General features: G+C 69.7%; 22 protein-coding genes. 12 read left to right on the forward strand and 10 right to left on the reverse strand.

Translation table 11 applies throughout. The annotated features are described in order from the left end of the window. Positions 1-502: 502 nt before the first annotated feature. The 6 genes from WMF11_RS26675 to WMF11_RS26700 all read left to right on the forward strand — a co-directional run bounded on the left by WMF11_RS26675 (position 503) and on the right by WMF11_RS26700 (position 6,778). The gene (locus WMF11_RS26675) at positions 503-1,300 is read left to right on the forward strand and encodes a polyphosphate polymerase domain-containing protein (RefSeq protein WP_437972703.1); all 798 of its coding nucleotides are present in this window, start codon (positions 503-505) and stop codon (positions 1,298-1,300) included. Beyond that, entirely contained in the window at positions 1,297-1,989 is a 693-nt protein-coding gene (locus tag WMF11_RS26680; RefSeq protein ID WP_437972704.1) for a DUF4956 domain-containing protein, read from the forward strand. The genes WMF11_RS26675 and WMF11_RS26680 overlap by 4 nt, the downstream gene beginning before the upstream one ends. A 97-nt stretch (positions 1,990-2,086) precedes the next feature. After that, entirely contained in the window at positions 2,087-2,473 is a 387-nt protein-coding gene (locus WMF11_RS26685) for a VOC family protein (RefSeq protein ID WP_437902114.1), read from the forward strand. Positions 2,474-3,164: 691 nt separating this feature from the next. After that, positions 3,165-4,184 (forward strand): SUMF1/EgtB/PvdO family nonheme iron enzyme, encoded by a 1,020-nt coding sequence (locus tag WMF11_RS26690; RefSeq protein ID WP_437972705.1) that lies wholly within the window; start codon positions 3,165-3,167, stop codon positions 4,182-4,184. Between the two features lie 458 nt (positions 4,185-4,642). Then, positions 4,643-6,097 carry an endo-1,4-beta-xylanase gene (locus WMF11_RS26695; RefSeq protein ID WP_437972706.1) on the forward strand — a complete coding sequence of 485 codons (1,455 nt, stop codon included), beginning with the start codon at positions 4,643-4,645 and terminating at the stop codon, positions 6,095-6,097. Between the two features lie 48 nt (positions 6,098-6,145). Next, positions 6,146-6,778 (forward strand): DUF6151 family protein, encoded by a 633-nt coding sequence (locus WMF11_RS26700; protein ID WP_437540800.1) that lies wholly within the window; start codon positions 6,146-6,148, stop codon positions 6,776-6,778. Between the two features lie 46 nt (positions 6,779-6,824). On the opposite strand, the gene WMF11_RS26705 is transcribed toward WMF11_RS26700, so the two are convergent. Both WMF11_RS26705 and WMF11_RS26710 read right to left on the reverse strand, forming a co-directional pair. Continuing rightward, positions 6,825-7,856 (reverse strand): endonuclease/exonuclease/phosphatase family protein, encoded by a 1,032-nt coding sequence (locus WMF11_RS26705; protein ID WP_437972707.1) that lies wholly within the window; start codon positions 7,854-7,856, stop codon positions 6,825-6,827. Positions 7,857-8,075: 219 nt separating this feature from the next. Then, positions 8,076-8,696 carry an MmcQ/YjbR family DNA-binding protein gene (locus tag WMF11_RS26710; RefSeq protein WP_437902119.1) on the reverse strand — a complete coding sequence of 207 codons (621 nt, stop codon included), beginning with the start codon at positions 8,694-8,696 and terminating at the stop codon, positions 8,076-8,078. A gap of 126 nt (positions 8,697-8,822) precedes the next feature. Here WMF11_RS26710 and manA point away from each other — a divergent pair, with 126 nt between their 5' ends. Continuing rightward, a complete protein-coding gene (gene manA / locus WMF11_RS26715) occupies positions 8,823-10,022 on the forward strand; it encodes a mannose-6-phosphate isomerase, class I (protein WP_437972708.1) in 1,200 nt (399 codons plus the stop codon). 105 nt (positions 10,023-10,127) lie between these two features. Here the strand turns inward: manA and WMF11_RS26720 are convergent, their stop codons facing one another. The 7 genes from WMF11_RS26720 to WMF11_RS26750 all read right to left on the reverse strand — a co-directional run bounded on the left by WMF11_RS26720 (position 10,128) and on the right by WMF11_RS26750 (position 17,979). Further along, the gene (locus WMF11_RS26720; protein WP_437972709.1) at positions 10,128-11,432 is read right to left on the reverse strand and encodes a GNAT family N-acetyltransferase; all 1,305 of its coding nucleotides are present in this window, start codon (positions 11,430-11,432) and stop codon (positions 10,128-10,130) included. 86 nt (positions 11,433-11,518) lie between these two features. Beyond that, complete coding sequence (locus WMF11_RS26725; RefSeq protein WP_437902122.1) at positions 11,519-12,298, reverse strand: metallophosphoesterase family protein; 780 nt, start codon at positions 12,296-12,298, stop codon at positions 11,519-11,521. Then, complete coding sequence (locus tag WMF11_RS26730) at positions 12,264-13,517, reverse strand: carboxylate--amine ligase (RefSeq protein WP_437972710.1); 1,254 nt, start codon at positions 13,515-13,517, stop codon at positions 12,264-12,266. The genes WMF11_RS26725 and WMF11_RS26730 overlap by 35 nt, the downstream gene beginning before the upstream one ends. A gap of 676 nt (positions 13,518-14,193) precedes the next feature. Continuing rightward, positions 14,194-14,550, reverse strand: coding sequence for a hypothetical protein (locus tag WMF11_RS26735; protein WP_437972711.1), 357 nt, complete (start codon positions 14,548-14,550; stop codon positions 14,194-14,196). After that, a complete protein-coding gene (locus WMF11_RS26740; protein ID WP_437902125.1) occupies positions 14,547-15,320 on the reverse strand; it encodes a nitrate reductase cytochrome c-type subunit in 774 nt (257 codons plus the stop codon). The genes WMF11_RS26735 and WMF11_RS26740 overlap by 4 nt, the downstream gene beginning before the upstream one ends. Further along, positions 15,317-17,740, reverse strand: coding sequence for a molybdopterin-dependent oxidoreductase (locus tag WMF11_RS26745; protein ID WP_437972712.1), 2,424 nt, complete (start codon positions 17,738-17,740; stop codon positions 15,317-15,319). The genes WMF11_RS26740 and WMF11_RS26745 overlap by 4 nt, the downstream gene beginning before the upstream one ends. Next, entirely contained in the window at positions 17,737-17,979 is a 243-nt protein-coding gene (locus tag WMF11_RS26750; RefSeq protein ID WP_012237335.1) for a hypothetical protein, read from the reverse strand. Before WMF11_RS26750 ends, WMF11_RS26745 begins: the two co-directional genes overlap by 4 nt. Positions 17,980-18,255: 276 nt before the next feature. On the opposite strand from WMF11_RS26750, the gene WMF11_RS26755 reads away from it, so the two are divergent. The 4 genes from WMF11_RS26755 to WMF11_RS26770 all read left to right on the forward strand — a co-directional run bounded on the left by WMF11_RS26755 (position 18,256) and on the right by WMF11_RS26770 (position 23,167). After that, the gene (locus WMF11_RS26755) at positions 18,256-18,876 is read left to right on the forward strand and encodes a hypothetical protein (RefSeq protein WP_437972713.1); all 621 of its coding nucleotides are present in this window, start codon (positions 18,256-18,258) and stop codon (positions 18,874-18,876) included. Then, the gene (locus tag WMF11_RS26760) at positions 18,873-19,775 is read left to right on the forward strand and encodes a 4Fe-4S dicluster domain-containing protein (RefSeq protein ID WP_437972714.1); all 903 of its coding nucleotides are present in this window, start codon (positions 18,873-18,875) and stop codon (positions 19,773-19,775) included. Before WMF11_RS26755 ends, WMF11_RS26760 begins: the two co-directional genes overlap by 4 nt. A 15-nt stretch (positions 19,776-19,790) precedes the next feature. Next, positions 19,791-21,065 (forward strand): sulfate reduction electron transfer complex DsrMKJOP subunit DsrP, encoded by a 1,275-nt coding sequence (gene dsrP, locus WMF11_RS26765; protein ID WP_437972715.1) that lies wholly within the window; start codon positions 19,791-19,793, stop codon positions 21,063-21,065. 287 nt (positions 21,066-21,352) lie between these two features. Further along, complete coding sequence (locus WMF11_RS26770; RefSeq protein WP_437972716.1) at positions 21,353-23,167, forward strand: hypothetical protein; 1,815 nt, start codon at positions 21,353-21,355, stop codon at positions 23,165-23,167. A gap of 51 nt (positions 23,168-23,218) precedes the next feature. Here the strand turns inward: WMF11_RS26770 and WMF11_RS26775 are convergent, their stop codons facing one another. Further along, positions 23,219-25,153 (reverse strand): hypothetical protein, encoded by a 1,935-nt coding sequence (locus WMF11_RS26775; RefSeq protein WP_437972717.1) that lies wholly within the window; start codon positions 25,151-25,153, stop codon positions 23,219-23,221. Here WMF11_RS26775 and WMF11_RS26780 point away from each other — a divergent pair. Beyond that, positions 25,152-25,394 carry a hypothetical protein gene (locus tag WMF11_RS26780; protein WP_437972718.1) on the forward strand — a complete coding sequence of 81 codons (243 nt, stop codon included), beginning with the start codon at positions 25,152-25,154 and terminating at the stop codon, positions 25,392-25,394. The two genes, WMF11_RS26775 and WMF11_RS26780, sit on opposite strands and share 2 nt — an antisense overlap. The last annotated feature ends 5 nt before the right edge of the window (positions 25,395-25,399 follow it).

The following is a 25,399-nucleotide window of genomic DNA, read 5'->3' on the forward strand; positions in this document are numbered from 1 at the left end:
TTCCACGATCTCGCCTGGATCCAGGCGGCCTTCAACAACTTCGCGCGAGATCGATCGATCGATCGATCGGGTCAATCAGGGATCGGAAGAGACTGCGCGGCCGAGCGGCGGCGCGCCTCGCGAGGAGCCGCTCACGACATCGACTCATGACGACGCGATCATGAGCTGGGCGCTCGTGGCACAAACAGGCAGCGACCTCCGCCCCAGGCGCGGGAGCGCGCCGGCCCGCGTCACCCCGGCAGCCGAAGGCCCGCCCCGCCGGCGCCGGCCCCGAGCCCCTGTCCGCCCACCGCAAGGAGCCACCGCAAGGAGCAGCGCCCGCGCTGGCCCCGAGCCGCGCCGGGCGCTCCCCCAGCCGCGTTGCCGCAGGCGCGCGGGTTGCAGGGAAAGCACAAAGATCTCGCGGAGCGGCCATGGATTCCGCTTGCGGACGCCGGCGAAATTTGTGTCATTATTGCGCGGTTACCGTAACAACCTTGCGACGCGCAGCAGCGCGGCGCGCTTGCCCTTGACGACCGAGGAGGCGAGAGTCCTGGACGTCATCGAACGATACGAGTTCAAATACCTGGTGCCGGAGCGTCTGGTCCCTGCGATCCGGGCCACCGCCTGCGCCATCGGCCGGCTGGACCGGTACGCCGGCCCGGGCGGCGTGTACCGCATCCGGTCGCTCTACCTCGACACCCGCGGGTTCGACCTCTACTGGGCCAACGCCCGCGAGCAGCGCGACCGCTTCAAGCTGCGGGTGCGCACCTATCCCGGGAAGACCAGCCCGGCCTTCCTGGAGGTGAAGCGGCGCGTCCAGGATGTGATCATCAAGTCGCGCGCGGCGGTGCCAGCGAGCGAGTGGCGCGATCTGCTCGCGCACGGCCGCCCCGTCTCGCTCGATCACCTCTCACCGGGCGCGCGGAAGGGCGCGGAGAAGTTCATCGGCGCGTTCCACCGCCACGACCTCAGACCGACGCTCCTCGTCGACTACGAGCGCGAGGCGTACGAGAGCGTCGTCGACACCTACGCGCGCCTGACGTTTGACCGGAAGATCGTCTCTCAGCGCAGGGAAACGATGGATCTCGACGCCTCCGAGGGGGGGTGGCGCCCGGTCGACCACCCCGTCCAGACGCAGACGCCGGAGCCCGTCTGCGTCCTCGAGCTCAAGTTCGAGCGCAGGCCGCCTGCGTGGATGGTGGCGCTCGTGCGGCGCCTCGAGCTCGTCCGGCACTCGTTCTCCAAGTACTGCTACGGCGTCACCGCGCAGCTGACGCTCCCGGAGGCGCGGGCGACCCGGGTCGCAGGGTGGCAATGATGGACTGGCTGAGCGCGCTCTCGCACGGCGAGGCCGTCGAGTGGCGCGACGCGCTCCTCGCCCTGCTCGTCGCCTTCGGGCTCACGCAGGGCATCGCCGGCGTCTACATGCTCACGTTCCGCGGCCTCTCGTACTCCCGGACGGTCGTCCAGAGCATGGCGCTGGGCAGCATCATCACGTGCACGCTCATGCTCGCCGTCGGCAACAACATCGCGGCCGGCATCGGGATCGCGGGGGGTGTCTCCGCGATCCGGTTCCGCACCACGCTGCGCGACCCGCGCGACGTCGTGTTCGTCTTCGCGTCGCTCACCATCGGCATGGCGAGCGGCGCGCGGGCCTACGGCGCGGCGATCGCGGGGGCGGCGATGTTCGGCGTCGCGACGCTCTTGCTCCACGTCACCGGCTACGGGTCGCGCCGGCAGCCCGACGGGCTGCTCCGGTTCGTGGCGCCGGCCGGCCAGGCCGGCGCGGAGATCGCCGGCCCGATCGCGGGCATCCTCCGCGAGCACTGCGGCACCTTCTCGCTCGTGACCCTGCGCGAGGCGGCGCAGGGCACCGTCATGGAGCACGCCTACCAGATCCGCGTTCGCCACCCCGACATGCGGGCCGGCCTCGTGACGAGCCTGCAGGCGTTGCCCGGCGTGGCGGACGTGAGCCTGATGCTCCAGGAGCCGACGCTGGACCTCTGACCACGGCGACGCACCACATCAGCTGGTGCGTGGGCAGCAATCTCACGTGGGCGCCCTGCGTCGCCGCCGCACCGTGGTGGCCGTGCTAACAGATCGCATGCACAAGAGTCGCCTGGCTGGGTTCATCATCGACTGCCGAACCGACGATCTCGATGGCGCCGCCCGCTTCTGGAGCGCGGCGCTCGGGATGCGATCGCGCGGCCAAGACGGCGAGGCCTACGTCCGCCTGGACGCGTCTGCGCGCGATCTCTCGGTCGAAGTGCAGAGCGTGAAGCACGGGAGCCGCGTTCACCTCGACATCGAGACCGACAACGTCGAAGCCGAGGTGCGCCGCCTCGAGCGGCTCGGCGCCAAGCGGGTCACACAGGCCTCGACGTGGTGGGTGCTCGAGGCGCCGACCGGCCAGCGCTTCTGCGTGGTGAGGACCCATCACCCGGACGCGCACGGCTTCTCCACGTGGGACGACGAGGGGAACCCCGTATAGAAGCGGCGGCTCCGGCCTCGACGCCCGCAATGGGCAACTCATTATTTCGTGCAATTCACCATAACGTAACACAACCCTACCCATTCTTGCGCTCACGCCCGCTCCTCTGCAAAACTCGATAGAGCGGCCCTGGCGAACTGGTTCCGAGCCCGATCCATCCAGGCATCCCCGTCGAGCGCCTTGGCGCCGCGGTGCCCGTTCGCATCGCTCGGCCGTCGGCGCCGGCGCCAGCGCCCGCGGCGCACGCCGAGGCTTCCAGACCTGCAAGGGTCGTGCAGTTCCGCGGATACTGGACGCGCTTTGACCCCCTGAGTTGCCCCGCTTGCGGCGTGCCGGCGTGACAGGAGAGAGAGGCCCAGATCCCCGCCTGAGCCCTTCGGTCGACGCGACATGACGGCGGCGACCGACCCGCGGCGCAAGAGGACGCAGGGCGCGCAGTTCGCGCGCTGGCCGATGTGCCGGGGTGGCCGCGCTGGCCGGCCATCCTGGACCACCGGGCGGCCACGCCACGGGATAAAGCCACGTCAAACAGCCCCCTAGACCGGTTTTCCGGGGTGCGGAGGCAGGCCGAGATTTTGCAGTGCCTCCGGACGGCTCCCGACGCTCGCGAGAAATCGAGGCGAGCCCGGGTCAGCATCAATTTTGGCCCACGTCTGTAGGCTGATGTAGCCAAACGTGGGAAGAGGTTAACGTGCGTATCCTGGGTTTCACGGTACTGACACTGCTTGGCGTTGCGACCTCGAGCTGCACCGGTCCCTCGGACAGCGGCGGGAGCGGGGGCGGAGCTGGAGGCGACGCCCGGCACGTCGAGATTCCCGAGCAGTCGGCGGAGATGTCCGACCCGCTGCCGGTCGAGACGCCGGCGACGGAGGCGGAGAACTCGGACCCGCTGCCGGTCGAGCTTCCGGCCGCGGAGAACGACGAGCCGCTGGACCAGCCGGCGATGATCGAGGTGCCGATCGCGCTGCCCGGCTCGACCCAGGGCTGCCCCGACGGGATGGTGCGGGTGGAGGGCGAGTATTGCAGCGCCGTGGTGCAGGAATGCCTCGAGTACCATCCCGAATGGACAAAGCGCCACGGCGAGCCGGGGGTCGCCGCCCGATGCTTGCGATTCCGCGAGCCGTCGCGGTGCGTCGCCGAGAAGACCCAGCACCTCTCGTTCTGCATGGACCGGTACGAGTACCCGAATGTCCCGGGCGCGCTGCCGCGCACGCTGACCTCGTGGGAGCAAGCCGCCGGGCTCTGCGCGGCGGAGGGCAAGCGGCTCTGCACCGAGGCCGAGTTCAATTTCGCCTGCGAAGGCCCTGAATCGCAGCCTTACGTCTACGGCTACGAGCGGAATGCCGAGACGTGCAATCAGGACCGAGACTACCGCTTTCCGGACCACTCGCAGCGGCTGCTCCACTACGAAGCGTGCCAGCAGAACGCGCGATGCGCCGCCGAGCTCGCGCGCCTGGACGGCCGCGAGCCGTCCGGCGGGCGCGCGGAGTGCGCCTCGTGGGCGGGCGTCTTCGACCTGAACGGCAACGTCAACGAGTGGGTGGTGCGCACCGATCAGAAGGCCCCTTACCGCAGCGGGCTCAAGGGCGGATGGTGGGGTCCGATCCGGAGCCAGTGCCGCCCGATGACGACCTTTCACAAGGAAGACGACTACGGCTACGAGGTCGGCTTCCGCTGCTGCGCGGACGCCGAGACACACCCCGCCGGGTGAGCGCGGCCCGCGGGCCACACGTCGGCCCGGACTTCTGACCTCGCGCCCGCAGACCGCGGGAGCGACGGTATCCCCCTGAGCGCACAGCTCGGCCATCGAACCATCGTTGCAGCTCCAGGACGGCGGACGGCACGCACGCCGTTCCGTCGCGGGCCAGTGAATGCGACGTGACTGTACCAGGAGACCGATCGCGCGAAGCGCTTGACATCGGTTCCCAGTTGCATGCTTAAGTCACATGGCATGCTCGGCATCGTCTCGCGCCGCGCATGGCACGTGTAAACCTTGCTTCGACAGTCACGGTGTGATCGTGCAACGGCCGTTGTCGATCGCGTATCGCTCCGGTCGCAATCTTACAAATTCGACCCGATGGGCTGCAGGGCTCGCTGACGCAACTCTGTTTTACTTATTTGCTTTGAGCACAACCCTGCGGCTCGGCCGGCCGGATCATGGAGGACCTTATGCGTATCAATCGCTTACTTGGCACTGTCTCCTTTTCGTTCGCGTGCTGCCTGGTCGCCTGCGCCATGGAGCCTGCTGACCTGGAGGACAGCGACGCCCTCGAGTCGGGGTTGAGCAGCCCGGACAACACGATGAAGGCCGAGCTCACGTTCCAGTCGCAATGGACCGGCGGGTACTGCGCGAACGTGACCGTGACGAACACGAGCACCGGCCCGGCCACGTCCTGGGGTCTGGTCGTCGGGCTCAACGGCGCCACGGTGACCAGCCTGTGGAACGCGCGCTACACGCCGTCCGGCGGGCAGCTGAACGTCACCAACGAGAGCTACAATGGCTCGATCGCCGCGGGCCGCTCGGCGTCATGGGGGTTCTGCGCGAGCGGCACCGGGAGCCCCACGATCGTCTCGGTCAAGGGCAATGGAGGCTCGAGCACCAGCACGAGCTCTTCTTCATCGAGCAGCAGCAGTTCGAGCTCCTCATCGACCAGCAGCAGCTCGAGCTCGTCCTCGAGCTCCTCGGCGAGCAGCGGCGGGGGCGGTGCAGGCGGCTCCGGTGGCGGGGGCGGCTCCGGCGGCTCCGGCGGCGGCACCCCGACCGGCGCGAAGTTCGTGGGCAACATCACGACGAATGGCGCCGTCCGCGCCGGCTTCGCGAACTACTGGAACCAGATCACGCCCGAGAACGAGGGCAAGTGGGGCTCCGTCGAGAGGGCGCGCGGCCAGAAAGACTGGAGCAAGCTCGACACGATCTACAAGTACGCGAAGGACAACGGCATCCCGTTCAAGCAGCACACCTTCGTGTGGGGCAGCCAGCAGCCAGAGTGGCTCGCGGGCCTCTCCGGGTCGGAGCAGCAGGCGGCCGTGAGGGACTGGATGCGGTCGTTCTGCGCGCGCTACCCCGACACCAAGTACATCGACGTCGTCAACGAGCCGCCGCCCCACACGACGCCCTCTTACAAGAACGGCATCGGCGGCGACGGCGCCAGCGGCTATGACTGGATCGTCAACTCCTTCAAGTGGGCTCGCGAGTTCTGCCCGAACGCGAAGCTGATCCTCAACGACTACAACAACATCGAGTATGAGGGTGAGCACCAGAACTTCATGCGGATCGCGAGGGCGGTGATCAACGCAGGCGCCCCGGTCGACGCGCTCGGCGCGCAGGCCCACGACGCATACAGGCTCAACACGAGCACGGTGAAAGGGTACATCGACAAGCTCGCGTCGCTGGGCAAGCCCGTGTACATCACCGAGTACGATATCGGCATCGCGAACGACGAGGAGCAGCGCCGGGTGATGCAGGAGCAGTTCACGATGTTCTGGAATCACCCTTCCGTTCCCGGCGTCACGCTGTGGGGTTACATCGTCGGCTCCACCTGGAGGGCCAACACGGGCCTCCAGCAGCCGAACGGCACCATGCGGCCGGCCATGACGTGGCTGATGGACTTCCTCGACCGCTGACGACCAGAAGCGCGCGCGGCGCGCGTCGAGCCGTGCTATGCGAGCCGAATGTCCAGAGACGTCGAGCTCCAGTGTCGCTGCGGAAAGGTCCATGGATGGCTGCGCGGTGCATCGCCGGAAGCGGTGAACCGCGCCGTCTGCTACTGCGACGACTGTCAGGCGTTCCTGCACCATCTCGGCCGCGCCGACCTGCTCGATGAGCAGGGCGGCACGGACATCGTGCAGGTGGCTCCTTCGGCGGTCTCCTTCGACCGCGGCAGCGAGCTCGTCACCGCGGTGCGCCTGACGCCGAAGGGCCTCTATCGCTGGTACGCGAGCTGCTGCAAGACGCCGCTCGGCAACACGTTGACGCCGCGACTGCCGTTCGTCGGCATCGTCACCGAGCTGTTCCAGCAAGCGCCGAGCGCGCGCCCGTGCGACGAGGTCTTCGGCGCGCCGCGCGGCGCGATCCTGGGCAAGTTCGCCATCGGCGAGCCGCCGCCCGGGTCGCTGAGGCCGAGCGTGCGATTCCTCGCGCACGTGGCCCGGAAGCTGCTCGGCTGGAAGCTCCGCGGCAAGGCGTGGCCGCATCCGTTCTTCGATCGCGCGAGCGGCGATCCGAAGTACCCCATCACGGTGCTGTCCGCGGCCGAGCGCGAGGCGCTGCGCCCGCTGTGCGGCCCGCGCCCCGCGCGCGCATGACGGGCCGGCTCGAACCTCCCCCGCTCGTCCTCGCGGCGTCGCCGCGCTAGCGCTCCGCGCGCCCTTCGCGCGGGGTGCCACTCCAGCGCAGGTCGGCGACGATGGGGAGGTGATCCGAGCCGAGATCCGGGCCGATCCATGCGCGCTCGGTCGTCCAGCCAGGCCCGGCGAGCACGTGGTCGATGCGGACGCCAAACCAGCGCGTGCGCTTCGTCGCACCGAACCCCAGGCCGGCGCGCGAGAACGCGTTCTCGAAGCCCGCCCAGAAGCGCCGGTAGATGGCGCTGTCGACTGGCATGTTGAAGTCGCCGGCGATGACGACCGGATAGGGCGCCTCGTCGACCCACTGTCGCGCGAGCTCGGACTCCCAGACACGCAATGCGATGACGCGGTCGTGCTCCGCTGCCTGCTTCCACAGGCCGTGGATCAGCGCCTCGATCGCCTCGCGTGGCGTCTCCAGATGCAGGTTGAGCAGGCTGAAGACACGGGTCCCGGGCGGCTCCTCCGAGCTCGGCCGTGGCGCGTCCGGCAGCGCGATCTCGTAGCGCAGGATCGCGCCGTGGCCGCCTTGATCCCAGACGTCACGGCGATCCCTGGACTCGGCCTTGAGGAGAGGGTGCCGGCTCACAAGGCACATCCCGGTATCGACGTGGACGGACCATCCTGGAAATGCTGCGTTCAGCTCCGGCTCCGACGCCGAGCACTCCTGCATCGCGATCACGTCGGGCCGGGTCTCGGCCACGAAGCCCTTGAGTCGATCGATGTCCATCGCGCGGCTGCCCGTGTTGAAGGAGGCGACGCGCAGATCGTGCCTGTCGGCGTCTCCGGTAAGGGCCCGGAGAGAGAACGTGAAACCGAGGATCGGCCCGGCCACGATCGCGGATGCCAGCGCCGCCGGGAGGAGAGCGCGGCGCTGCACGAGGAGCGCGGCGGGCACGATCACGAGGAGAGGGAGAGCGACGATCCGGCGCGGGCCGAAGAGAAAGAGCGTCCCTGGCCACCACCGGTCGCCCACGAGGGGCAGGGCGAGCCAGATCGACGCGACCGCGAGGAGGTAGAGCACGGCGACGGCGAGCACGACGAACCGGAGCCGGCGCCAGCGTGGTGGGGACGAAGGACGCCTGGCGGATTGCGGTTGCGGCTCGGACGACGCATCCCTGGATGGCTCGCGGTGGCGCATCGATGTTCCTCCGTCGGGGTGTAGAGTCCGTCTCGACGCGCGGCGGCGACGAACGCACTCAGCCTCACCGGCCGGGCGCGCTGGCCGCGTCCGCTGGCGCCGCCTCGTTCACAAGCGTCATGGACTTCGCCGGCTCTCCTTCTCCGCCGCCTTCTTGGCGGAAGACCCCTTCTTCGCCGCAGCCTTCGCGGCGGGAGTCCCCTTCTCCGCCGCAGCCTTCTTCTCCGGCGCTCCCTTCTCCGCTGCCACCTTCTTGACGGGAGTCCTCTTCTTCGCCGCAGCCTTCTTCTCCGGAGCTCCCTTCGCCGCCGCCACCTTCTTGGCGGGAGACCCCTTCTTCACTGGCTTCCCCGGCGCCAGCGCCGCGCCACCCAGCGACAGCAACGCTCGCTTCGGCGCCACCGCGCGGTAGCTCTCCTCGATCCACTCGAGCAGCATCGCCTCGGGCACGCGATCCTTCGGGCCGAAGCGCGCCGTCACCCAGCCGCTCTTGCCGAGGTTGTACCCCGTTGGCTCCGCGAACGGCAGCATGAGCGCGGCCTCGCCCGACTGCGGGAGCTTGGCCGTGACACGTAGCTTCCCTTCGTGGCTGTTGAGGAAGACGAAGATCTTCCCGCGCACCTTGGCGACACGGTCGCCCCAGGGGAACTCCTCCACGGCCTCTGGATAGGCCAGCGCGGCGTCGCGCAGCCTCGCGAGGATGGGCGTGAACCTTGCGTCGTCCTGGCGCATCGTCATCGGGCGAGCGTAGAGCGCTCGCACGACCTCGTAAAGCCGGAACGGCGCCTGCGCACAGCCCGCTCAAGGGCTGATTTCTCCGGTGCCATGAGCTAGGGTGGCGCCTTGCAGGAGCACGTTATCCCAATGTTTTCGCTCGAGAACCGTGTTCAGGAGTACGCCTGGGGCTCCCGGGACGCCATCGCGACGTTGCTCGGACAGCGCCCCTCCGACAAGCCACAGGCCGAGCTCTGGATGGGAGCCCACCCGGCGGCCTCCTCGTGCATCGAGCTCGACGGGGGACGAGAGCGCCTGATCGACGCCATCTCCAGGCACGCAGACGCCTTCCTCGGAGGACCGACGCGCGAACGCTTCGGCGCTCGGCTCCCCTTTCTGCTCAAGGTGCTCGCGGCCGACCAGCCGCTGTCGCTGCAGGCACACCCGGACGAAGCGCAGGCGCGGCGCGGGTTCGACGCGGAGAACGCCGCCGGCGTCCCGGTCGACGCCCCCGAGCGCACCTACCGCGACCCGCACCACAAACCCGAGCTCATCTGCGCGCTCACCCCGTTCGACGCCCTCTGCGGTTTCCGGCCGGCCACGGCCCTGCCGGAGGTCTTCGATCTCCTCGCCGGAGGCCCGGGGGACGCGCTCGTCCCGCGCGGCGCCGACGCGATCGACGCGGCCGCTGTCGCGCGGCTCGTTCAGGGCCTGCTCGCGCTCGAACCGGCCGCCCGGCGCGAGCTCGTGTCCTCGGTGGTCGAGGCGTGCCGGGAGCGCGCCCAGGCGGGCGGATGGCTCGCGCGGGCCGCTGGCTGGGCGCTCCGCTTGAACGAGCTCTACCCGGGCGACGTCGGCGTCGTGATCGCGCTCCTGCTCAATGACGTGCACCTCGAGCCGGGCGAGGCGCTGTACCTGCCGCCGCGCCGGCTGCACGCCTATGTGCAAGGGGTCGGGATCGAGATCATGGCGAGCTCCGACAACGTGCTGCGCGGCGGGCTCACGCCGAAGCGCGTCAACGTCGACGAGCTCGTTCGCGTCCTCGATTTCGCGCCGTGGCGTGTCGAGCCCATCGTGCCACGCCAGGTGGGCGTGGAGTCCTTCTATGACACGCCAGCGCCGGAGTTCCGGCTCTCCCGCATCGACCTCGACGCCGCCGCCCCCTGGAGGACCGATGACCGCCGCGGCCCCGAGATCGTCCTCTGCACCAGGGGACAGGCCTCGCTGGTCGACGCGCGCGGCGCTGCCCGCGAGCTCCGCCAGGGTGGCTCGATCTTCGTCCCGTTCTCGTCGGGGAGCTACGCCATCGAGGGACACGGCCAGCTCTTCCGGGCTACCGTCGGCCTCTGAGGCCACCTCGAGAGACGCACAGCGACGCCGGGCAACGTCCGATTCCGGCCCCCGGCCTCTGCCCACAGAAGAGGAACAGAGGGCCACAGAGCACGGGACGGAAGCCTAGGATTTCTGTTCTTGGCGAACAGCTCGCTCCGAGGAGGCTCGCTCACGCGCTTCCCGCGGGGGGATGGCGGGATCTCCCTGGGCGACTGCAGGCTCGCCGCGCCGGGTCTCCTGGCCATCCGCGGGCCCGCGCGCGAGCGACCCGGCGGCGGCGCGCCACGTCGCGAGGACGCGCCGCTTGAGCGCGCGGAGCTCGTGCGCGGCGAGCTCCGCGGCGCGGCGGGCGCTGTCGTTCACCGAGGGGCGCGCGGCCCGGAGCTCGATGAGCGGCCGCGCCGATAGCGAGAGGGCCAGCTTGTACTGGCAAGGGCTGTCCAGAAAATCGTACTCGTGCCGCCCCTCCGCGATCGCAGCGCGGATGGCAAAGGCGTGGATCACGGTCCCCGGCCGGAGCCCCTTCGGCAGGTCGACCCTGCGCCCGCACTGGTAGAAGTAGATCTTGTTGTTCCACACAAGGTTATAGAGCGCCGCGATGGGCTCGCCGCGCGCCGAGAGCCACGCGAGATCGAGGGCGCCGCGCTCGAACATCGCGGGCATCACCTCGTCGTGGAACTCGCGGAAGCGCGGAGAGGCGAACACGCCGGCGCGCCCATCTGCCGACCAGCGCTCGGCGTGCAGGCGGAGCAGGATCTCGCGCGCGCGCTCGAGCTCCGCGCGCGTCCTCGCCCGCTCGAACGTCAGCGTGCCGCCCGCCCACGCCTCGAGATCGCGCGTCGAGCGGCGCACGAGGTAGCGGCGCGAGGCGGAGAGCGCGCTCAGGTACTTCTCCCAGCTGGACGGCAGCGGGATGTAGGGCGAGGCGTCCGTGACCTCGATCCGCGCGTCGATGCCGTGCTGCCGGAGCTCGCGCGAGAGGATCACGGCGAGCGCGCCCTCGGGGCGCATGGCCGGCATCACCAGCTCGTCCCAGGCCCCGAGCGCCGCGCCCGTGAGCGCGCCGGCGAGCGCGTGCGCGACGTCGGCCTCGGCGCCCCGCTCGGCGATGACACCGAGGTTGCAAGAGCAGACCTCGTCGGCCTGATCCTCCCCCGAGGCGATGAGCTCCAGCCGGCGGAACACGATGCCGCTCCGGTGCCGGCAGCGGCGCTCCAGCAGCGGCGCGAGGCCGACAAGGCGGGACCCATCGAAGAAGAGCGCGGCGCGCAGCGAGCGGCCCTGCGCCCCGAACACGCGCCACCAGGCGAGCATCCAGTCCGGCGTGAGCATCGGCTCGTTCATGCCGCTCCGCCCCATCAGTTCTTCCCACGCCCCACGCATCGCGCCGAGCTCGGCGACATCGGTGACCAGGTGAAACCGCAGCATCTCCCCCTCCCTTCCGCACAACCCCGCACGCCGTCCGCCGCCGCTCTGCCGGGCCTCTCAGCGGCGCGGCGGCGGCGTCGCTCCCCTCAGCGCCATCGTGGCCGCAGCTGGGCAAGCGCCGTCCGCGCCGCGGCGAACCGCTTGTCCAGCCATGTCATTCGATACCCCTCCTCGGCGGCGCGCCGCTCGGCGCGCTCGTGTTCATAAGGGACCCGATGAAACGAGATCTCCTGTCGCGACGAGTCGAAGACGGCGAGCTCGGCGAGCTTCTCGCGCCTCCGGGCCGCGTCGACCGAGCCGGGGTTGATGAAGAAGCACCGGCGCCCGTGGCCGAGCGAGATCCGCTCGCCCGTCGGCCGCGGCGTCGCGACCCCCGCCTCGACCTCGTAGAGCGCCTGGACGTGGGTGTGCCCGAAGAAGCAGATGCGCCCGCTCGGCTCGCGCTCCCTGAGGAGCAGCGCGTTCGCCTCGATGTGCGCGGGGCTCACCATGTACTGACAGGGGTCGACGACGCCGCCGTGGATAAGGACGATCTCGCCCTCGATAAGGCGCCGCCTGGGCAGCAGGGCGAGGGCCCGCTTGCTGTCTGAGGAGAGCGCGACGCGCGTGCGCTGGAGCGCGAACGTCGCCTTGGTTCCGCAACGCTCGACGCCGATCCGATCGATCGCGATGAGGTCGTGGTTGCCCGCGATCGCGAGGGTCGGCGGTCGCGCGAGCAGGCGCACGCACACGTCGGAGTCCGCGTTGTACCCGACGATATCCCCGAGGCAGAGCAGGCGCTCCACCCCCCGCTCCGCGAGGAACGCCTGCACGGCCGAGAGGGCCTCGAGGTTACCGTGAATGTCCGCGATGATCCCGTAGAGCATGGCCTGCCACCTTTCGTGTGAGGAATGAGCTGGCCCATCGCGCGAAGGGCTTCGGGTCGTCCCAGGCGAACGCGTCGTAGACGGTGCGCGCCCCGGCGACCGTGCCGAGCCAACCCGCGAGGGACGCGCTGCTGCGCTGCTCCCGGAACGCGCGGTAGACACGGTAGAGGTCGAGCCAGCGGTGGCTCGGGGCGGCGCGCGGCGGCGCAGGCGGGCGCCTGCCCTCGACCAGGTAGTCGTACGCGACGCGCGGCAGGTTGACGCCCGCCGCGGCGCCCACGTGGTTCCAGAGGGTATACCGGGCATTGACCTCGAGGGTGTAGAGCGCGCCGCTCCTTGCGTCGCGGACGAGGTCGATCTTGAAGGGCCCCTTCAGCCCAAGCTTCGCGGCGACGTCGCGCCCGGCCTCGGCGACCGCCTCGTCGCCCGTGATCTCGACGACCGCGCTCTCACCGGCGAAGGCCGGGTAGGTGCGGAGCTTGCGTCCGCAGAACCATGCGAGCAACTCTCCCTCCTCGTCCGCGAACCCGTGGAACGACACGAGATCGACGACGCCGCCCGGGATGTGCTCCTGGACGATCAGGTCCTGCTTGAGGCGCTCGAAATGCGGGTGCGCGAGGAGCTCGGCGCGCGTGTCGAAGAGGCGCGCCTTGCCAGCGCCGCCGAGCAGATCGCGCTGGATCTCGGCCCAGGCCGACTTGCGGCGCGGCTTCACGAGGAGCGGCTCGCGCAGGCTCGCGGGATCGCCGCCCGGCCGCAGCGTGCGCGGCGCAAGGACGCCTCTCGCCTCGCAGAGGTCGTAAAAACCCTCCTTGTCGAGGAGAGACCAGCACACGTCCTCCTCGTTGAGGAGGAAGAGGAAGTGCTGCGCCAGCGCTCTCCGGTGGCGATAGACGAGCTCGAGCTGCGGGTCGGTGCCGTAGACCAGCGGGATCCTGCGTCCGAGGGCGGCGTGGAGCCGCGCCCCGAGGCGCAGCAGGGTCGCCGCGGACGCGGCCCGGCTCGCCTCGTCGAAGCCGGGCACGAGGCACGCGGCGCTCACGTGGCGCGAGCACACGACCGCGTCGGTCGGGTCCTTGGTCACCGCAATGACCGGGATCCCGGCCATCTCGTGGGGCCGGACCAGGGTGATGTCTCCCAACACGAGCGCGGGGGGGCGCTCGGGGGAGAAGCGGGCAACGTCGATGTCCTGTCCGTCCCTGATCACCACGTTTGACATGAGTCCTCCCCCTTCGAGAGCCTTTGACCACAGCGAAGATCGGTGGCGGCAGCGCTCCGGCGTCCGCTCAGCTCACGAGCGCCAGCGGCGAGCGCGCCGTCCAGGGCATCGCCGGAACGGACCTGGGACGGTCGGAGCCTCGATCCGGCGGATCGACACGAGCGCTGCGACACGCCTCAGGACGACATGGCGGACGGCAGGAGCGCGACTCACAATCAGTATACGGGGGATTTGCTGGCTGACAAGAGAATCACGCAAGGAATGGAAAGCCAAGGCACTGGACTGTCCGACCAGGATAAGGACATGGGCCGCCGCGCCGAACCGAGCTGTTCTACACCGTGTCCGGGCGGCCGCGCGCCTCGCGCGCGGCGCTCGCCGCGCGCGGATTGGCCGAGGGTGCCTGTTGGGTCGGCGTGTTCATTCGTCCACGACGTGGACGGCTTTGGCCAGTTACGAAAGGTGAGCCGTCGGCAGATCGCGCGGGCACTGTAGAGGGCATGCGGTCGCCCGGGTGACGGGCTGGTCTCCAGGCAAGCGTGGGTGGTCTCCGTCCGGCGTTTGATGAGCCATGCGGAAGAGCGCTGAGCCGCGCCGGCGGCGTCCGCTCAGCGACTTCGGATCATCATGTCGTCAAGGAGCATGAGGACGAATGACGGCGCCACCCGTGCGCGACGCGCTATCCCAGAGCGTCCTCGATCCGGACGCGCACGAGGCGCACGCCGGAGGGCCCCCGGAGCAGCGTGTCCCACCACTCCGAGCCCGCGAAGCGATAACGGATCTGCACCCCGAGCGCGGTCCCGTCGCCGAGCGCGCGGCGGGCGAGGGCGAGCTCGCCGCCCGCGCTGCCGGCCCGCTGGAGATCGCCGGCGCGGGCAGTCGCACCGGCCTTGAGCGACACCGAGACGAGCTCCGCGGCCTCGGCGAGGTCGAAGAAGAGCTGATCGAGGGTCGCCTCGTCGAGCACCGCCTCCTGCAAGGGAGGCAGCGGGATCTCGGGACCGACATCCGTCTCACCCGTGGAGGGGAGCTTCATGGCCTGTCCGCTCCCATGCTCGGCGGCGGCCACGCGGAGAGAGGCGTGGGCGCGCGCTGATCCAGCTCGGCCGAAGGGGCGTGGCACTGGGTGCAGCTCTGCCGGTAAGGGTGGGTCGAGCGAATGCCCAGGGCGCCATGGACGCCATGGCAGCTCGCGCACTCGGAGCGCATCAGCGTCGGGTGCGGGATCGTGGGCGGCGCGCCCTCGTAGGCGCGGGCGCCTCGCCGCGGCGACGGCATACCAGCAAAGGTGTTGTCGGGCGGAGGCGGCGCCTCCGCGAGCGGCCTCGGGTCGTCGCCGACGACATGGCACTGCGTGCAGCTCTCGTAGCGACGGTGGCTCATCCTGGGCGCGGTGAGGTTCGCGACGCGCAGCCCGCGCTCGTGGCACGACAGGCAATCCGGGACGCCGAGCTGCTCGATGCGATGCGGGATCGTGGGCGGCGCGCCGTCGTAGGCGCGGCGGGAAGCGCGCCGCTCGAGCGCCGCCTCTCGATCGGCCTCCGACTGCTCGACAGGCGCGTAGAGATCGGCGTCCGCCGCCTCGAGCCGGGCGAATGCGCCCTCGTACATGCCGGCGTTCGGGCCGTGCGCGCGCTCGCGCATGTCGGCGTAGCTGCGCGCCTCGACGCTCGCCGAGGGCGGAGGGGGATCGCCGTGCAGCTCGGCGACCCCCTGCTCCGTGCCGCGGACTCCCGAGAAGTAGCCCGCCGCCGCGACAGCGACGATCGCGGCGAGGCCGACGTGCAGGCCGCGAGCGTCCTTCATCGCGCCTCTCCTCGCTTGGCCTGCGGTTTGCGGCGGATCCTGACCGCGCACTTCTTGTAATCAGGCTGCTTCGAGAGCGGATCGTACGCCTCGAGCGTCGCGCGGTTCACCATCACGGTCTCATCGAAGAAGGGCACGAACACCGTGCCAGGCGGCGGCGCGCCCCGGCCCTCGATCCAGACAGGCAGCTCGAGCGCGCCGCGCCGGCTCTCCAGGATCACGACCTCGCCGTCGCCGACACCGAGCTTCCGCGCGTCCTCGCGGTTCATCTCCAGGTACGACTGCGGCATCGCCCGCTGTAGCTGGGGTATCCTCATGGTGAGCGACCCCGTGTGCCAGTGCTCGAGGACGCGGCCCGTGCACAGCCAGAAGGGATACTCCGCGTCGGGCGACTCGGGCGGCGGCTCGTAGGGGTGAAACCAGATGAGCGCCCGGTCGTCCTTGGTCACCGAGTGGTAAAACTGGATCTCCTCCTTCGTGGCATAAGGGTCGTCGAACCTCGCGAAGCGGAACCGCGTCTCCCGCCACGAGCCGTCGGGCTGCTCGACGACGGGCCAGCGCAGGCCCCGCGCCTTGACGTACTCGCGGTACGGCGCCAGGTCCTTGTGCTTGAACCGGCTGAACTCGCGGTACTCCTCGAAGAGGTGCTCGTCGACGTTGACGTCGTGGTAACGCTTGTAGTCCCAGACCGGCACCTCCTTGCCGTCCTTCCGGATGTCGAACAGGAAACGGCCGTCCTTGTCCTTCATCCCGGCGAGCCCCATGTCGTGGAGCTTGCGCGCCACGGCGATGATCTGCCATGCATCGTCCCGCGCCTCGCCGGGGGGCTCGACCATCTTGAACCACTGCTGCGTACGGCGCTCGGAGTTGCCGAACATCCCGTTCTTCTCGACCCACATGGCCGAGGGCAGGACGAGGTCCGCGGCGCGCACCGTGGCCGTCGGGTAGACGTCGGACACGATCAGGAACTTGCCCGGGATCTTGCGGCTCGCGTCGAAGAGCTCGTTCGTGTTCGGCAGCGACTGGCCTGGATTGGTCACCATCACCCAGATGGTGTCGATGTCGCCCCCCTGCTCCTTCGGGGTCGAGAAGCGCTTCCAGAGCTCGACCGTGTGGTAGCCGGGCTTCGGGTTGATCCGCCCATCGGGCAGGTTCCAGAGGTGCTCGGCCTCCTTCCGGTGCTCTGCGTTCGTGACGACGAGTCCGCCGGGGAGCCCGTGGGCGAGCGTGCCGACCTCGCGCACCGTGCCGCAGGCCGACGGCTGGCCCGTCAGGCTGGTCGGGGCGTCGCCGGGCTTGCCGAAATGGCCGCTGAGCAGGTGCACACCGTGCACCAGATCGTTGATCGCGGTGCCGCGGGTGTGCTGGTTCATCCCCATGCACCAGACGCTCGTGATCCGCAGATCGCGGCGCCCGAAGAGATCCGCCAGCATCCGGATGTCCTTCGCGGCGACGCCCGAGATCGCCTCCACCCGCTCCGGGGTGTACTCGGCGAGCGCCATCTTGTACTCCTCGAAGCTCATCGGCTGCCCCTCGAGGGTGGGGTGCTCCGTCCGCTTGCGGAAGTTGCAGAACCTGTCAACGAACGCCCGGTCGAACGTCCCGCGCTCGACGAGCAGGTGCGCGATGCCGTTCGCGATCGCAAGATCGGTGTTCGGCTTGAAATACAGCGTGTGCTGGCAGAAGGCCGAGGTGCGGGTGCGCCGCGTCGTGAGATCGATGAGGAGCACCTGCTCGCCCCGCGATCGCCGGTCGACGACGCGCGAGAAGAGCACGGGGTGCATCTCGGCCGGGTTGTTCCCCCACATGAGGAGGACATCGCACTTGTCGAGATCCTCGTAGCAGCCGGCCGGCTCGTCCACGCCGTAGGTGGAGAGGAAGCCTGTCACCGCAGACGACATGCAGAGGCGCGCGTTCGGGTCGATCTGGTTGTTCCCGATCCCCGCCTTCACGAGCTTGTTCGCCGCGTACCCCTCGGGGATCGTCCACTGGCCGCTGCCGTAGAGCGCGAACCCCGCCGGGTTCTGCATCGCGCGCCGCGCGACGATCGCGATGGCCTCGTCCCAGCCGATGGGCTCGAGCTTGCCGTTCTTGCGGAGCAGCGGCCTCGTGAGCCGGTCTCTGCCGTAGAGGGCGAGGCCGACGTGATACCCCTTCACGCAGAGCAGGCCCTTGTTGACGTCCGCGCTCTGGTCGCCCGCGACCGCGACCACGCGGCCCCCCTTCACGCCCACCTGCACGTGGCAGCCGGTGCCGCAGAACCTGCACGGCGCCTTGTTCCAGATCACATCGGAGGCGGTCCCCGCCCCGGGCGCCGCCTGGGCGGCGGCGATGCCGTCCTTGCCCAGCGCGAGCCGATTGGCGGCCACGGTCGCCGCGCCCATCGCGGAGCACCTCAGAAAATCGCGGCGATCCATCATGGCTCCAGATCCGAGAAGTCGACCGAGACCACATCGACGAAGTCCACCCCGTCGGTGCAGAGCATCCGCTCCACGAGCTCTTCCCCCGCGAGCAGGGTCGCTGTCTCGGCGATCGCGGGCAGCCTCGAGCCACACGGCGGTCCGAGCGAGAGCGCCGCCTCCGCGGCGAGAGAGCGACACGCCCGCGCTCGCGCGCTGGGCTCATCGGAGAGCGTGATGACAAGAGCACTGAGGGGCATCGGAACGCCTGTTTGGGGTTGATCGGGTGGATGTGATCGAGCGGGTCGAGCGTCGGATCACGACATCGCAAGGTCCACGCCACGCGAGATCGACGCCGGGAGGCCCGTCCATCGCGGCTCGCGCCCTGCTCCTCACCGGAGATCCCTGGCGCGCGCGGACCGCGGGGCAGCGCAAACGGTGCGTCCGGACGCGCGGCCTGCACCGCGCGGAGCCGCGGGCCGCGGCGCCGCCCCGGACGCGCGTGATGGCACGTGGCGTGCGATGCGAAACGCGCCGTGCACTCCTCTCTTCGTCTTCCCGGGGCCGCCGCGCTCCTGGGCCTCCTGTGCGTGACGCACGCGGCAGGCTGCCAGGGTCGCGATCAGCCGCTCGGGCTGCGCCCCACGCTCGACGCGACGCCGATCGCCTCCGCGAGCATCCACCGCCCTGACAAGCTCTCCGGTATCGCCACGGACAAGCGGGACTCGCTGGGCCGGCCGATCCGCGCGGCGTGCGTGACATGCCATTCGCTCCGCAGGCCCGATGCGCTGCCGACCTCGACGGCGGAGCTCGACGAGTTCCACGTCGGGCTGAGGTTCGAGCACGGCGGGCTGAGCTGCGCCTCGTGCCACGTGATCGGCGAGCAGGACACGCTGCGCAAGGCCGATGGCGCGCTCCTCCCGATGCGCGACGCCATGCAGCTCTGCGCCCAGTGCCACGGCCCCCAGCTCCGCGACTACGCGAACGGGGCTCATGGCGGGATGAACGGCAGTTACGCGGGCGGCGCGCGGGTGCGCAACCACTGCGTCGACTGCCACGATCCGCACGTGCCGGCGTTCCAGCCGTCGATGCCTGTCCTGCCCCCGCGCGACCGCTTCGTGGAGGCGCACGGCGCAGGAGAAGGAGCCCACGAATGACCCAGACATCCAGGCGCGTCGCGCTCAAGGTGCTCGGAGCCACGCTCGGCGCCTCCGCGTTCGCCCACGCGATGGAGCCGCTCCGCGCGTGGAGCAAGGACCTCTCGCTCGATCAGTTCCTGCAGCGCCATTACAAGGAGATGACGAGGGAAGAGCTCGCCGAGGTCATCGACCGCCTCGAGCGAGAGACGCGCGAGGAGTACGGCCGCGAGGTCACGATCCGCGACGTCCGCCCGCAGGAAGGGGTGCAGTTCGGCTACGCGCTCAGCCTGAGCGTGTGCATCGGCTGCCGCAAGTGCGTGGAGGCGTGCCACGTGGAGAACAACCACGATCGGCGCACGAACAACTCCTACATCCGCGTGCTCGAGATGGATCAGGGCAGCTTCGACATGGAGAAGGGCGACGCGACGTATGAGCACGCCGTGCCCGCGAAGGGCAAATACTACCTGCCGGTGCAGTGCCAGCAGTGCGACAACGCGCCTTGCGTGAAGGTCTGCCCCGTCCAGGCGACCTGGAAGGAGCCCGACGGCATCGTCGCCGTCGATTACAACTGGTGCATCGGCTGCCGCTACTGCGAGGCCGCCTGCCCCTACCACGCGCGGCGCTTCAACTGGACGAAGCCCGAGGTGCCCGCGGACGAGATCAACCCCGACCAGGGTTACCTGTCGAACCGCATCCGGCCCCAGGGCGTCGTGGAGAAATGCACCTTCTGCCTGCATCGAACGCGCGAGGGCCGGATGCCGGCCTGCCTCGAGGCCTGCCCCACGGGCGCGCGCGTCTTCGGCAACCTGCTGGATCCGAAGAGCGAGATCCGCTGGGTGCTCGAGAACAAGCGGATCTTCATCCTCAAGGAGGAGCTCGGCACGCGGCCGCGCTTCTTCTACTTCTTCGACGTCTGAGCGAGCGGAGCCACGATGGGCAACGACACGCACGCCATCACCTACCCGCGCTTCCTGCTCCGGGTCATCGGCCAGAGCTTCGAGGGCTCGTGGCGCTTCTATCTCTGGATGACCGTGCTCACGGCGATCGCCCTCGTCGGCGCGAACGCCTGGGCCCACCAGCTCGCCGAGGGCATGCGCGTCACCGGCATGAGCGACCACGTCTCGTGGGGCCTTTACATCGCGAACTTCACCTTCGGCGTGGGGCTCGCGGCGGGCGCCGTGATGATGGTGATCCCGGCGTATCTCTACGACGACCACGAGATGCACGACGTCGTGATCCTGGGCGAGCTGCTCGCGATCGCCGCCATCGTCGTGTGCCTCCTGTTCATCGTGGCCGACATGGGGCGACCGGACAGGTTCTGGCACATCTTGCCCGGGCTCGGGCGGTTCAACTGGCCGATCTCGATGCTGACATGGGACGCCATCGTCCTGAACGGCTACCTGTTCATCAACCTGCACATCTCGGGCTACCTCATCTACACGAGGTACCTGGGCAGGAAGCCGGACAGGAAGTGGTATCTGCCGTTCGTGTTCCTGTCCATCGGCTGGGCGGTGTCGATCCACACGGTGACGGCGTTCCTCTACTCGGGCCTCGGCGGCCGCCCCTTCTGGAACTCGGCGCTGCTCGCCCCCCGCTTCATCGCCTCTGCGTTCATCACCGGCCCGGCCTTCGTGATCCTGCTGCTCCAGCTCGTCGCCCGGCTGACCCGGTTTCGCGTGGGCGACGGGCCGATCCGCACGCTCACCTCCGTGCTCCGCGTGACCGTCCTGCTCAACCTGTTCATGCTGGGCTCGGAGCTCTTCACGTCGCTCTACACCGGCGGCACGCACAGCACCGCGGTGACCTACCTGTTCTTCGGCCTGCACGGCAAGAGCGCGCTCGTGCCGTGGATCTGGTCGGCGGTCGCGCTGAACGTGACCTCCGCGGCGCTCCTGCACCTGCCGGCGAGCCGCGGGAGCCGCGCCTACCTCAACGCGGCCTGCGTCGCCGCCTTCGCCGGCGTCTGGATCGAGAAGGGCATGGGCCTCATCATCCCGGGCTTCGTGCCGAGCACCCTGCACGAGCTCGTCGAGTACGTGCCCTCGATGGCCGAGTGGAAGATCACGGCGGGCATCTGGGCCGTCGGGTTCATGGTGCTCACGATCGCCATCAAGGTCGCGCTGACGGTGCTCACCGGCGAGATGTCGGTCGAGCCGCGCTCCGGTGCCACCCGCGCAGACGAGCACGCGCCGCCGCTCGCGCAATAGCGCTGCTGTGTGCCTCGGCGCGCCGCCGGACACACCTCCGGCGTCGCGCGAGCGCGCGTGTCGGCCTGCGTGGTCGCTGGCCCGGAAAGTGGCACTTCCTCGGACAATAGAAAAGCTGAGCCGTCCACGGATCGCCCGGGCACTGCAGGGGGCATGTGCTGGCCAGCTCGTTGGCCCAGGGCGAGAGTGGCAATCGCCTCACGTCATCCAGATTGCCCGGGCGAGTGAGCGCTGAGCCGCGCTGGCGACCGCGTCGCATTTCAACTTACAAGAGGGAGGATACTTCAATGAAAGTTGCCGAGTACGCTCGTCTGGCCGCGCAGGCCGCCGCCGTGGCTCTCCCGCTCGTCGCGCTGGGCTGCGGGCCTGACCCGGAGAAGGCCGGCGATGAATGTGCTCCGGATGACGGCTGCCCGAGCGGCCTCGTGTGCGCCGAGGGCGGCGAGGACCACATCTGTTATGCGCCGCCCGGCGCCGGCTGCGATGCGGGCGGCACCGACTATTGCCTGGGCGATGCCGTCTGCGGCGACGACGGCACATGCCGAGTTCCGCTCGGCGGCCCCTGCGCCGGGGACGCGAAGGACTTCTGCGCAGAAGGCACGACGTGCGGCGCTGACGGAACCTGCCAGACCCCGCCCGGCGGCGCGTGCGATCCGGCGGGCCCCGATCTCTGCCTCGACGAGGCGGTTTGCGGCAAGACGCGAGACGGCGGGGGAATCTGCGGCATCGCTGAAGGCGGCGCGTGCGATCCGGAGGCCCCGCTGTGCGCAGGCGGGCTCACCTGCGCCGAGCTCGTCGCAGGTGGCCATGCGTGTTATCCGCCCGTGCTGGCGAGAGGGAGCGTCTTCGACTCCGAGAGCACCGCGGGCATCGAGGGCGCGCTCGTGCTCGCGCTCGACGATCAGGCGACCGCGATCACGGACGTGACGACCACCGACGCCGCAGGGAATTACGTGCTCGAGGTGCCGGTGCCCCGCACGGAGGACGGCGCGCCGGTCGGAGACGTGATCTTCACGCTGCGGGCGAGCGCGCAGGACCACCAGCCCTTCCCGGGCGGGCTCCGCACGGCGCTGCCGATCGCCTCCAGCGAGGCGACGTCGGGCGACGACGGGTGGAGCATCGAGACCGCGCTCACGGATATCGCGCTGATCCCGCTGCCCGAGGACCAGCGGGGGCTGCCGAGCATCTCGGGCGCGGTGCTCGCGGACGAGCAGTCCGGCGGCGTGCTCGTCGTGGCCGAGGACGAGGGCGGCAAGGGGTTCAGCGCGGTGACCGATCGCGGCGGCGCCTACACGATCTTCAACGTGCCGCCCGGCAGCTACTCGGTGAGCGGCTACGCGGCGGGGCTCGCGCTCGATCCGAAGGCCGCGGAGGTCGGGGACGCGGCGGTCACGGGCGTGGATCTGGCGCGCTCGGACGCCGCCCTCGGCACCCTGACTGGCACGCTCAACATCGTCAATGCTCCTGGCGGCTCGACCACCAGCGTGGTGGTCGTCGTCGCGTCCACGTTCAACGACGCCTTCGTCCGAGGGGAGGTGCCGCGAGGGCTGCGCACGCCGCTCAGCGGGCCGCCCGACGTGAGCGGCGAATTCAGCATCTCCGGCGTGCCCGCTGGCAAATACGTGGTGCTGGCCGCGTTCGAGAACGACAGCCTCGTCCGCGATCCCGACCCGAACATCGCCGGCACGCAGCTCGTCACCGTGGAGATGCCGAGCCCCGGCGAGGACGTCGCGCTGCCGACCTCGTTCAAGATCACGGAGTCGCTGCCGGTGATCGGCCCGGGCGCGACGGATCCCGAGCCGGTGACGGCCGCGCCCACGCTCCGGTGGGGAGACGACGCCAGCGAGGACTTCTATACCGTGGTCGTCTACAACGCCTATGGTGACCTCGTGTGGTGCCTCGGGGACGACCCGACGTGCGCTGGGTCGAGCATCCCGGGATCGAGCGGCGTCGACGAGGTCTCGGTCGAGTACGGCGGTCCCCTCGATCCTGGCATGTACTATCAGTTCCGCGTGACCTCCTGGCGCTCCCCGGGCGGCGAGCCGGGCGCCATCTCCGCGACCGAGGATCTACGGGGCGTGTTCTACGTCACAGGCCAGTAACCACCCCCCAGGCGTCCCGGGTGGACAGCTGAGCCTGCGGCGCTGCCCCGCTCACTCCGCGACGATCGCGACGGAGGCCGGGAGCGCCCCGATCACCGCCGTGACCACGCCGTCCTCGTACGAGAACGGCACCACGCGATCTTCCTCGAAGTCGATCGACGCGACAGTGACCTGCGTCGGGCTCGCGTCCATGGGGAAGCTCGCCGTCACCCCCACCTGCTCCACAACACCTGCGCTGTATTCGTGGTTGATCACGTGGAGCACCGTGCGGCCGTCCGCGAGGCGCACGAGGTTGTGGCTCATCTTCTTCTCGCCCGCGCACGCCTCGGGCTGCTCGGCGGACGCGCACTCCTCGAAGGAGAGGGTCACGGTCCCTGTGACGTCGGTCGCCCCGTGGACCAGGTCCTCGTGGGACTTGTAGAAGTCGCGGAAGCGCGCGAAGAACTCCATCATCTCGAGCGCGGTCGCGGTGCTCTCGTCCGTCGTCGTGTGCAGCGGCAGGGCGAAGTACAGGCCGTTCGCGTAGACCTCCGCGGCGAAGATGCGGAAATAGTCCTTCCGCTCCTCCAGCGGGAGCCCGTAGTAGCGGTTCATCATGTCATTGGGCCAGTCCAGGAACAGCATCAGCGGGACTTCCTTGCCGCCGACGAGCTCTTGAACGCGCTTCGAGCGCGCCTTGAGCCCCCGCAGGGCCGTCTGGAACGACACGGTCCCGTCGAGGTGTCCCTCCACGACAGGCACCCAGTTCATGCCGCGCGGGCCGTCGCCGTCGATGTTCCAGTCGTACAGGCCCACGCTCTGCATGTCGACGAACGGCACGATGCCGTTCGACGAGATGAAGATCTCGCGGCCGTGCTGCTCGCGCGCGTAGCGGCGGAGCGCGAGCACCACCTCCTGCCAGTAGACGAGCGCCGGATAGACCTCGACGAAGGTCCCGAGCTGCGGGTCTGGACGGTTTCCCACGGTCCGGCCCCACTCCTCGACGAGCAGCTCGTTCCCGCTGTCGAAGGGCTTCTCCGTGGCGTTCACGCGCTGGAGGTAACCGCGGAGATCAAAGCCTCTCCCGGCGGTCTCGGGCGCTCCTCCGCAGTCGAGCCCGTCCTCGGGGAGGAGATCGAACCCCTGCTGCCAGCCGTCCGGACGGCCGCCGTGCCTGCGACAGAGGTAGTTTCCGAAGTCCGCTACATGGTGATCGTCGAACCCCTCGTTGCCGTCGTACTCCGCGCCCCCGTAGCCTCCGTTGATCTCGTCGAAGTTCAGCCCGTCGACGCCGAGGTCGATCTGGAGCTTGCCCATCTCGACGAGCCGCGCGCGGTAGCTCGGAGACGCCATGCTCGATCGGTGCGCGCCTGGCACGATCTGGTCGTGGGCTACGAGCTCGCCCGCGGCGTTGCGCGTTGTCTGCTCCAGAAACTGCTCCTCGCTGTCGACCTCGTCCTCGAAGACGATGGATGCGGTGCTGCCCGCGACGAAGCGGATGCCGCGCTCGCGGCAGCTCGCCAGGTACTCGGCGTCGTAATCGTCGGCCTGGATCCCTGTGTCGCGCCAGCGCTGCCACGCTCTCGGCACCATGTCCGGGGCGAGCTCCAGCACCTGGGGATCCGCCTCGTTCACCTCCACCTGGCTGAACGCGAACACCGTCAGCTCCGACGTGTCGAACGTGCCGAACACCTCGGGGTCGAACTCGGGCATGACCGGCGTGATGTCGCCTCCAGCCCCCTCTCCCCCCGCGCCGGTCGCCGTGGTCGCGCCCTCGCCGCCCGCGCTCCCGCTGGACGCGGCCATGCCGCCGGTTCCCCCTGTCCCCCCGGGGTCCGGATCCGAGCTGCACGCGCTCCCGGCCAGGGCGCCCGCCATGGCCATGCACGCCAGCAGCCCGGACCAGCCTGATTTCCCGATGCGGGCCGCGCGGCCCTGGTACCCATGCGCCGAAGCCCCTCGACGCCCGGGGCCGCCCGCGATCCCGTATCTCCGATGAGTTGCCATGGGCACAGAAGGAGTTCGCGCCCTTCGCCATGTCAAGCTTGCCCTGCCCCACGGCACGAAGCCGTCACGTGGGCGCTTCTCAGACAACGACGTCAAATTCCAGCACCACCGCTCGCACTTCATGGTTGAATTCCGCGTGCACAGAACGTCGCTCCGCCGACTGGCGGCCTTCATCGCCCCCTACGTCCTCGGCGCCGCGCTCTCCTCCTCCCACGATCCCGCATTCACGATTTGCTCTTGACGGAG

Origin of the sequence: Sorangium sp. So ce295, assembly GCF_051527405.1 — a bacterium.
In the GTDB taxonomy this organism is placed as follows: domain Bacteria; phylum Myxococcota_A; class Polyangia; order Polyangiales; family Polyangiaceae; genus Sorangium; species Sorangium cellulosum_B.

Excerpts from the sequence above, each read along its gene's own strand:
- dsrP (WP_437972715.1), top strand. The coding sequence starts at position 19,791 with ATGGGCAACGACACGCACGCCATCACCTACCCGCGCTTCCTGCTCCGG.
- manA (WP_437972708.1), top strand. The coding sequence starts at position 8,823 with ATGTTTTCGCTCGAGAACCGTGTTCAGGAGTACGCCTGGGGCTCCCGG.
- WMF11_RS26680 (WP_437972704.1), top strand. The coding sequence starts at position 1,297 with ATGATGGACTGGCTGAGCGCGCTCTCGCACGGCGAGGCCGTCGAGTGG.
- WMF11_RS26735 (WP_437972711.1), bottom strand. The coding sequence starts at position 14,550 with ATGAAGCTCCCCTCCACGGGTGAGACGGATGTCGGTCCCGAGATCCCG.
- WMF11_RS26775 (WP_437972717.1), bottom strand. The coding sequence starts at position 25,153 with ATGGCAACTCATCGGAGATACGGGATCGCGGGCGGCCCCGGGCGTCGA.
- WMF11_RS26695 (WP_437972706.1), top strand. The coding sequence starts at position 4,643 with ATGCGTATCAATCGCTTACTTGGCACTGTCTCCTTTTCGTTCGCGTGC.
- WMF11_RS26760 (WP_437972714.1), top strand. The coding sequence starts at position 18,873 with ATGACCCAGACATCCAGGCGCGTCGCGCTCAAGGTGCTCGGAGCCACG.
- WMF11_RS26730 (WP_437972710.1), bottom strand. The coding sequence starts at position 13,517 with ATGTCAAACGTGGTGATCAGGGACGGACAGGACATCGACGTTGCCCGC.
- WMF11_RS26725 (WP_437902122.1), bottom strand. The coding sequence starts at position 12,298 with ATGCTCTACGGGATCATCGCGGACATTCACGGTAACCTCGAGGCCCTC.
- WMF11_RS26750 (WP_012237335.1), bottom strand. The coding sequence starts at position 17,979 with ATGCCCCTCAGTGCTCTTGTCATCACGCTCTCCGATGAGCCCAGCGCG.
- WMF11_RS26710 (WP_437902119.1), bottom strand. The coding sequence starts at position 8,696 with ATGACGATGCGCCAGGACGACGCAAGGTTCACGCCCATCCTCGCGAGG.
- WMF11_RS26745 (WP_437972712.1), bottom strand. The coding sequence starts at position 17,740 with ATGATGGATCGCCGCGATTTTCTGAGGTGCTCCGCGATGGGCGCGGCG.
- WMF11_RS26685 (WP_437902114.1), top strand. The coding sequence starts at position 2,087 with ATGCACAAGAGTCGCCTGGCTGGGTTCATCATCGACTGCCGAACCGAC.
- WMF11_RS26770 (WP_437972716.1), top strand. The coding sequence starts at position 21,353 with ATGAAAGTTGCCGAGTACGCTCGTCTGGCCGCGCAGGCCGCCGCCGTG.
- WMF11_RS26780 (WP_437972718.1), top strand. The coding sequence starts at position 25,152 with ATGGGCACAGAAGGAGTTCGCGCCCTTCGCCATGTCAAGCTTGCCCTG.
- WMF11_RS26720 (WP_437972709.1), bottom strand. The coding sequence starts at position 11,432 with ATGCTGCGGTTTCACCTGGTCACCGATGTCGCCGAGCTCGGCGCGATG.
- WMF11_RS26740 (WP_437902125.1), bottom strand. The coding sequence starts at position 15,320 with ATGAAGGACGCTCGCGGCCTGCACGTCGGCCTCGCCGCGATCGTCGCT.
- WMF11_RS26700 (WP_437540800.1), top strand. The coding sequence starts at position 6,146 with ATGTCCAGAGACGTCGAGCTCCAGTGTCGCTGCGGAAAGGTCCATGGA.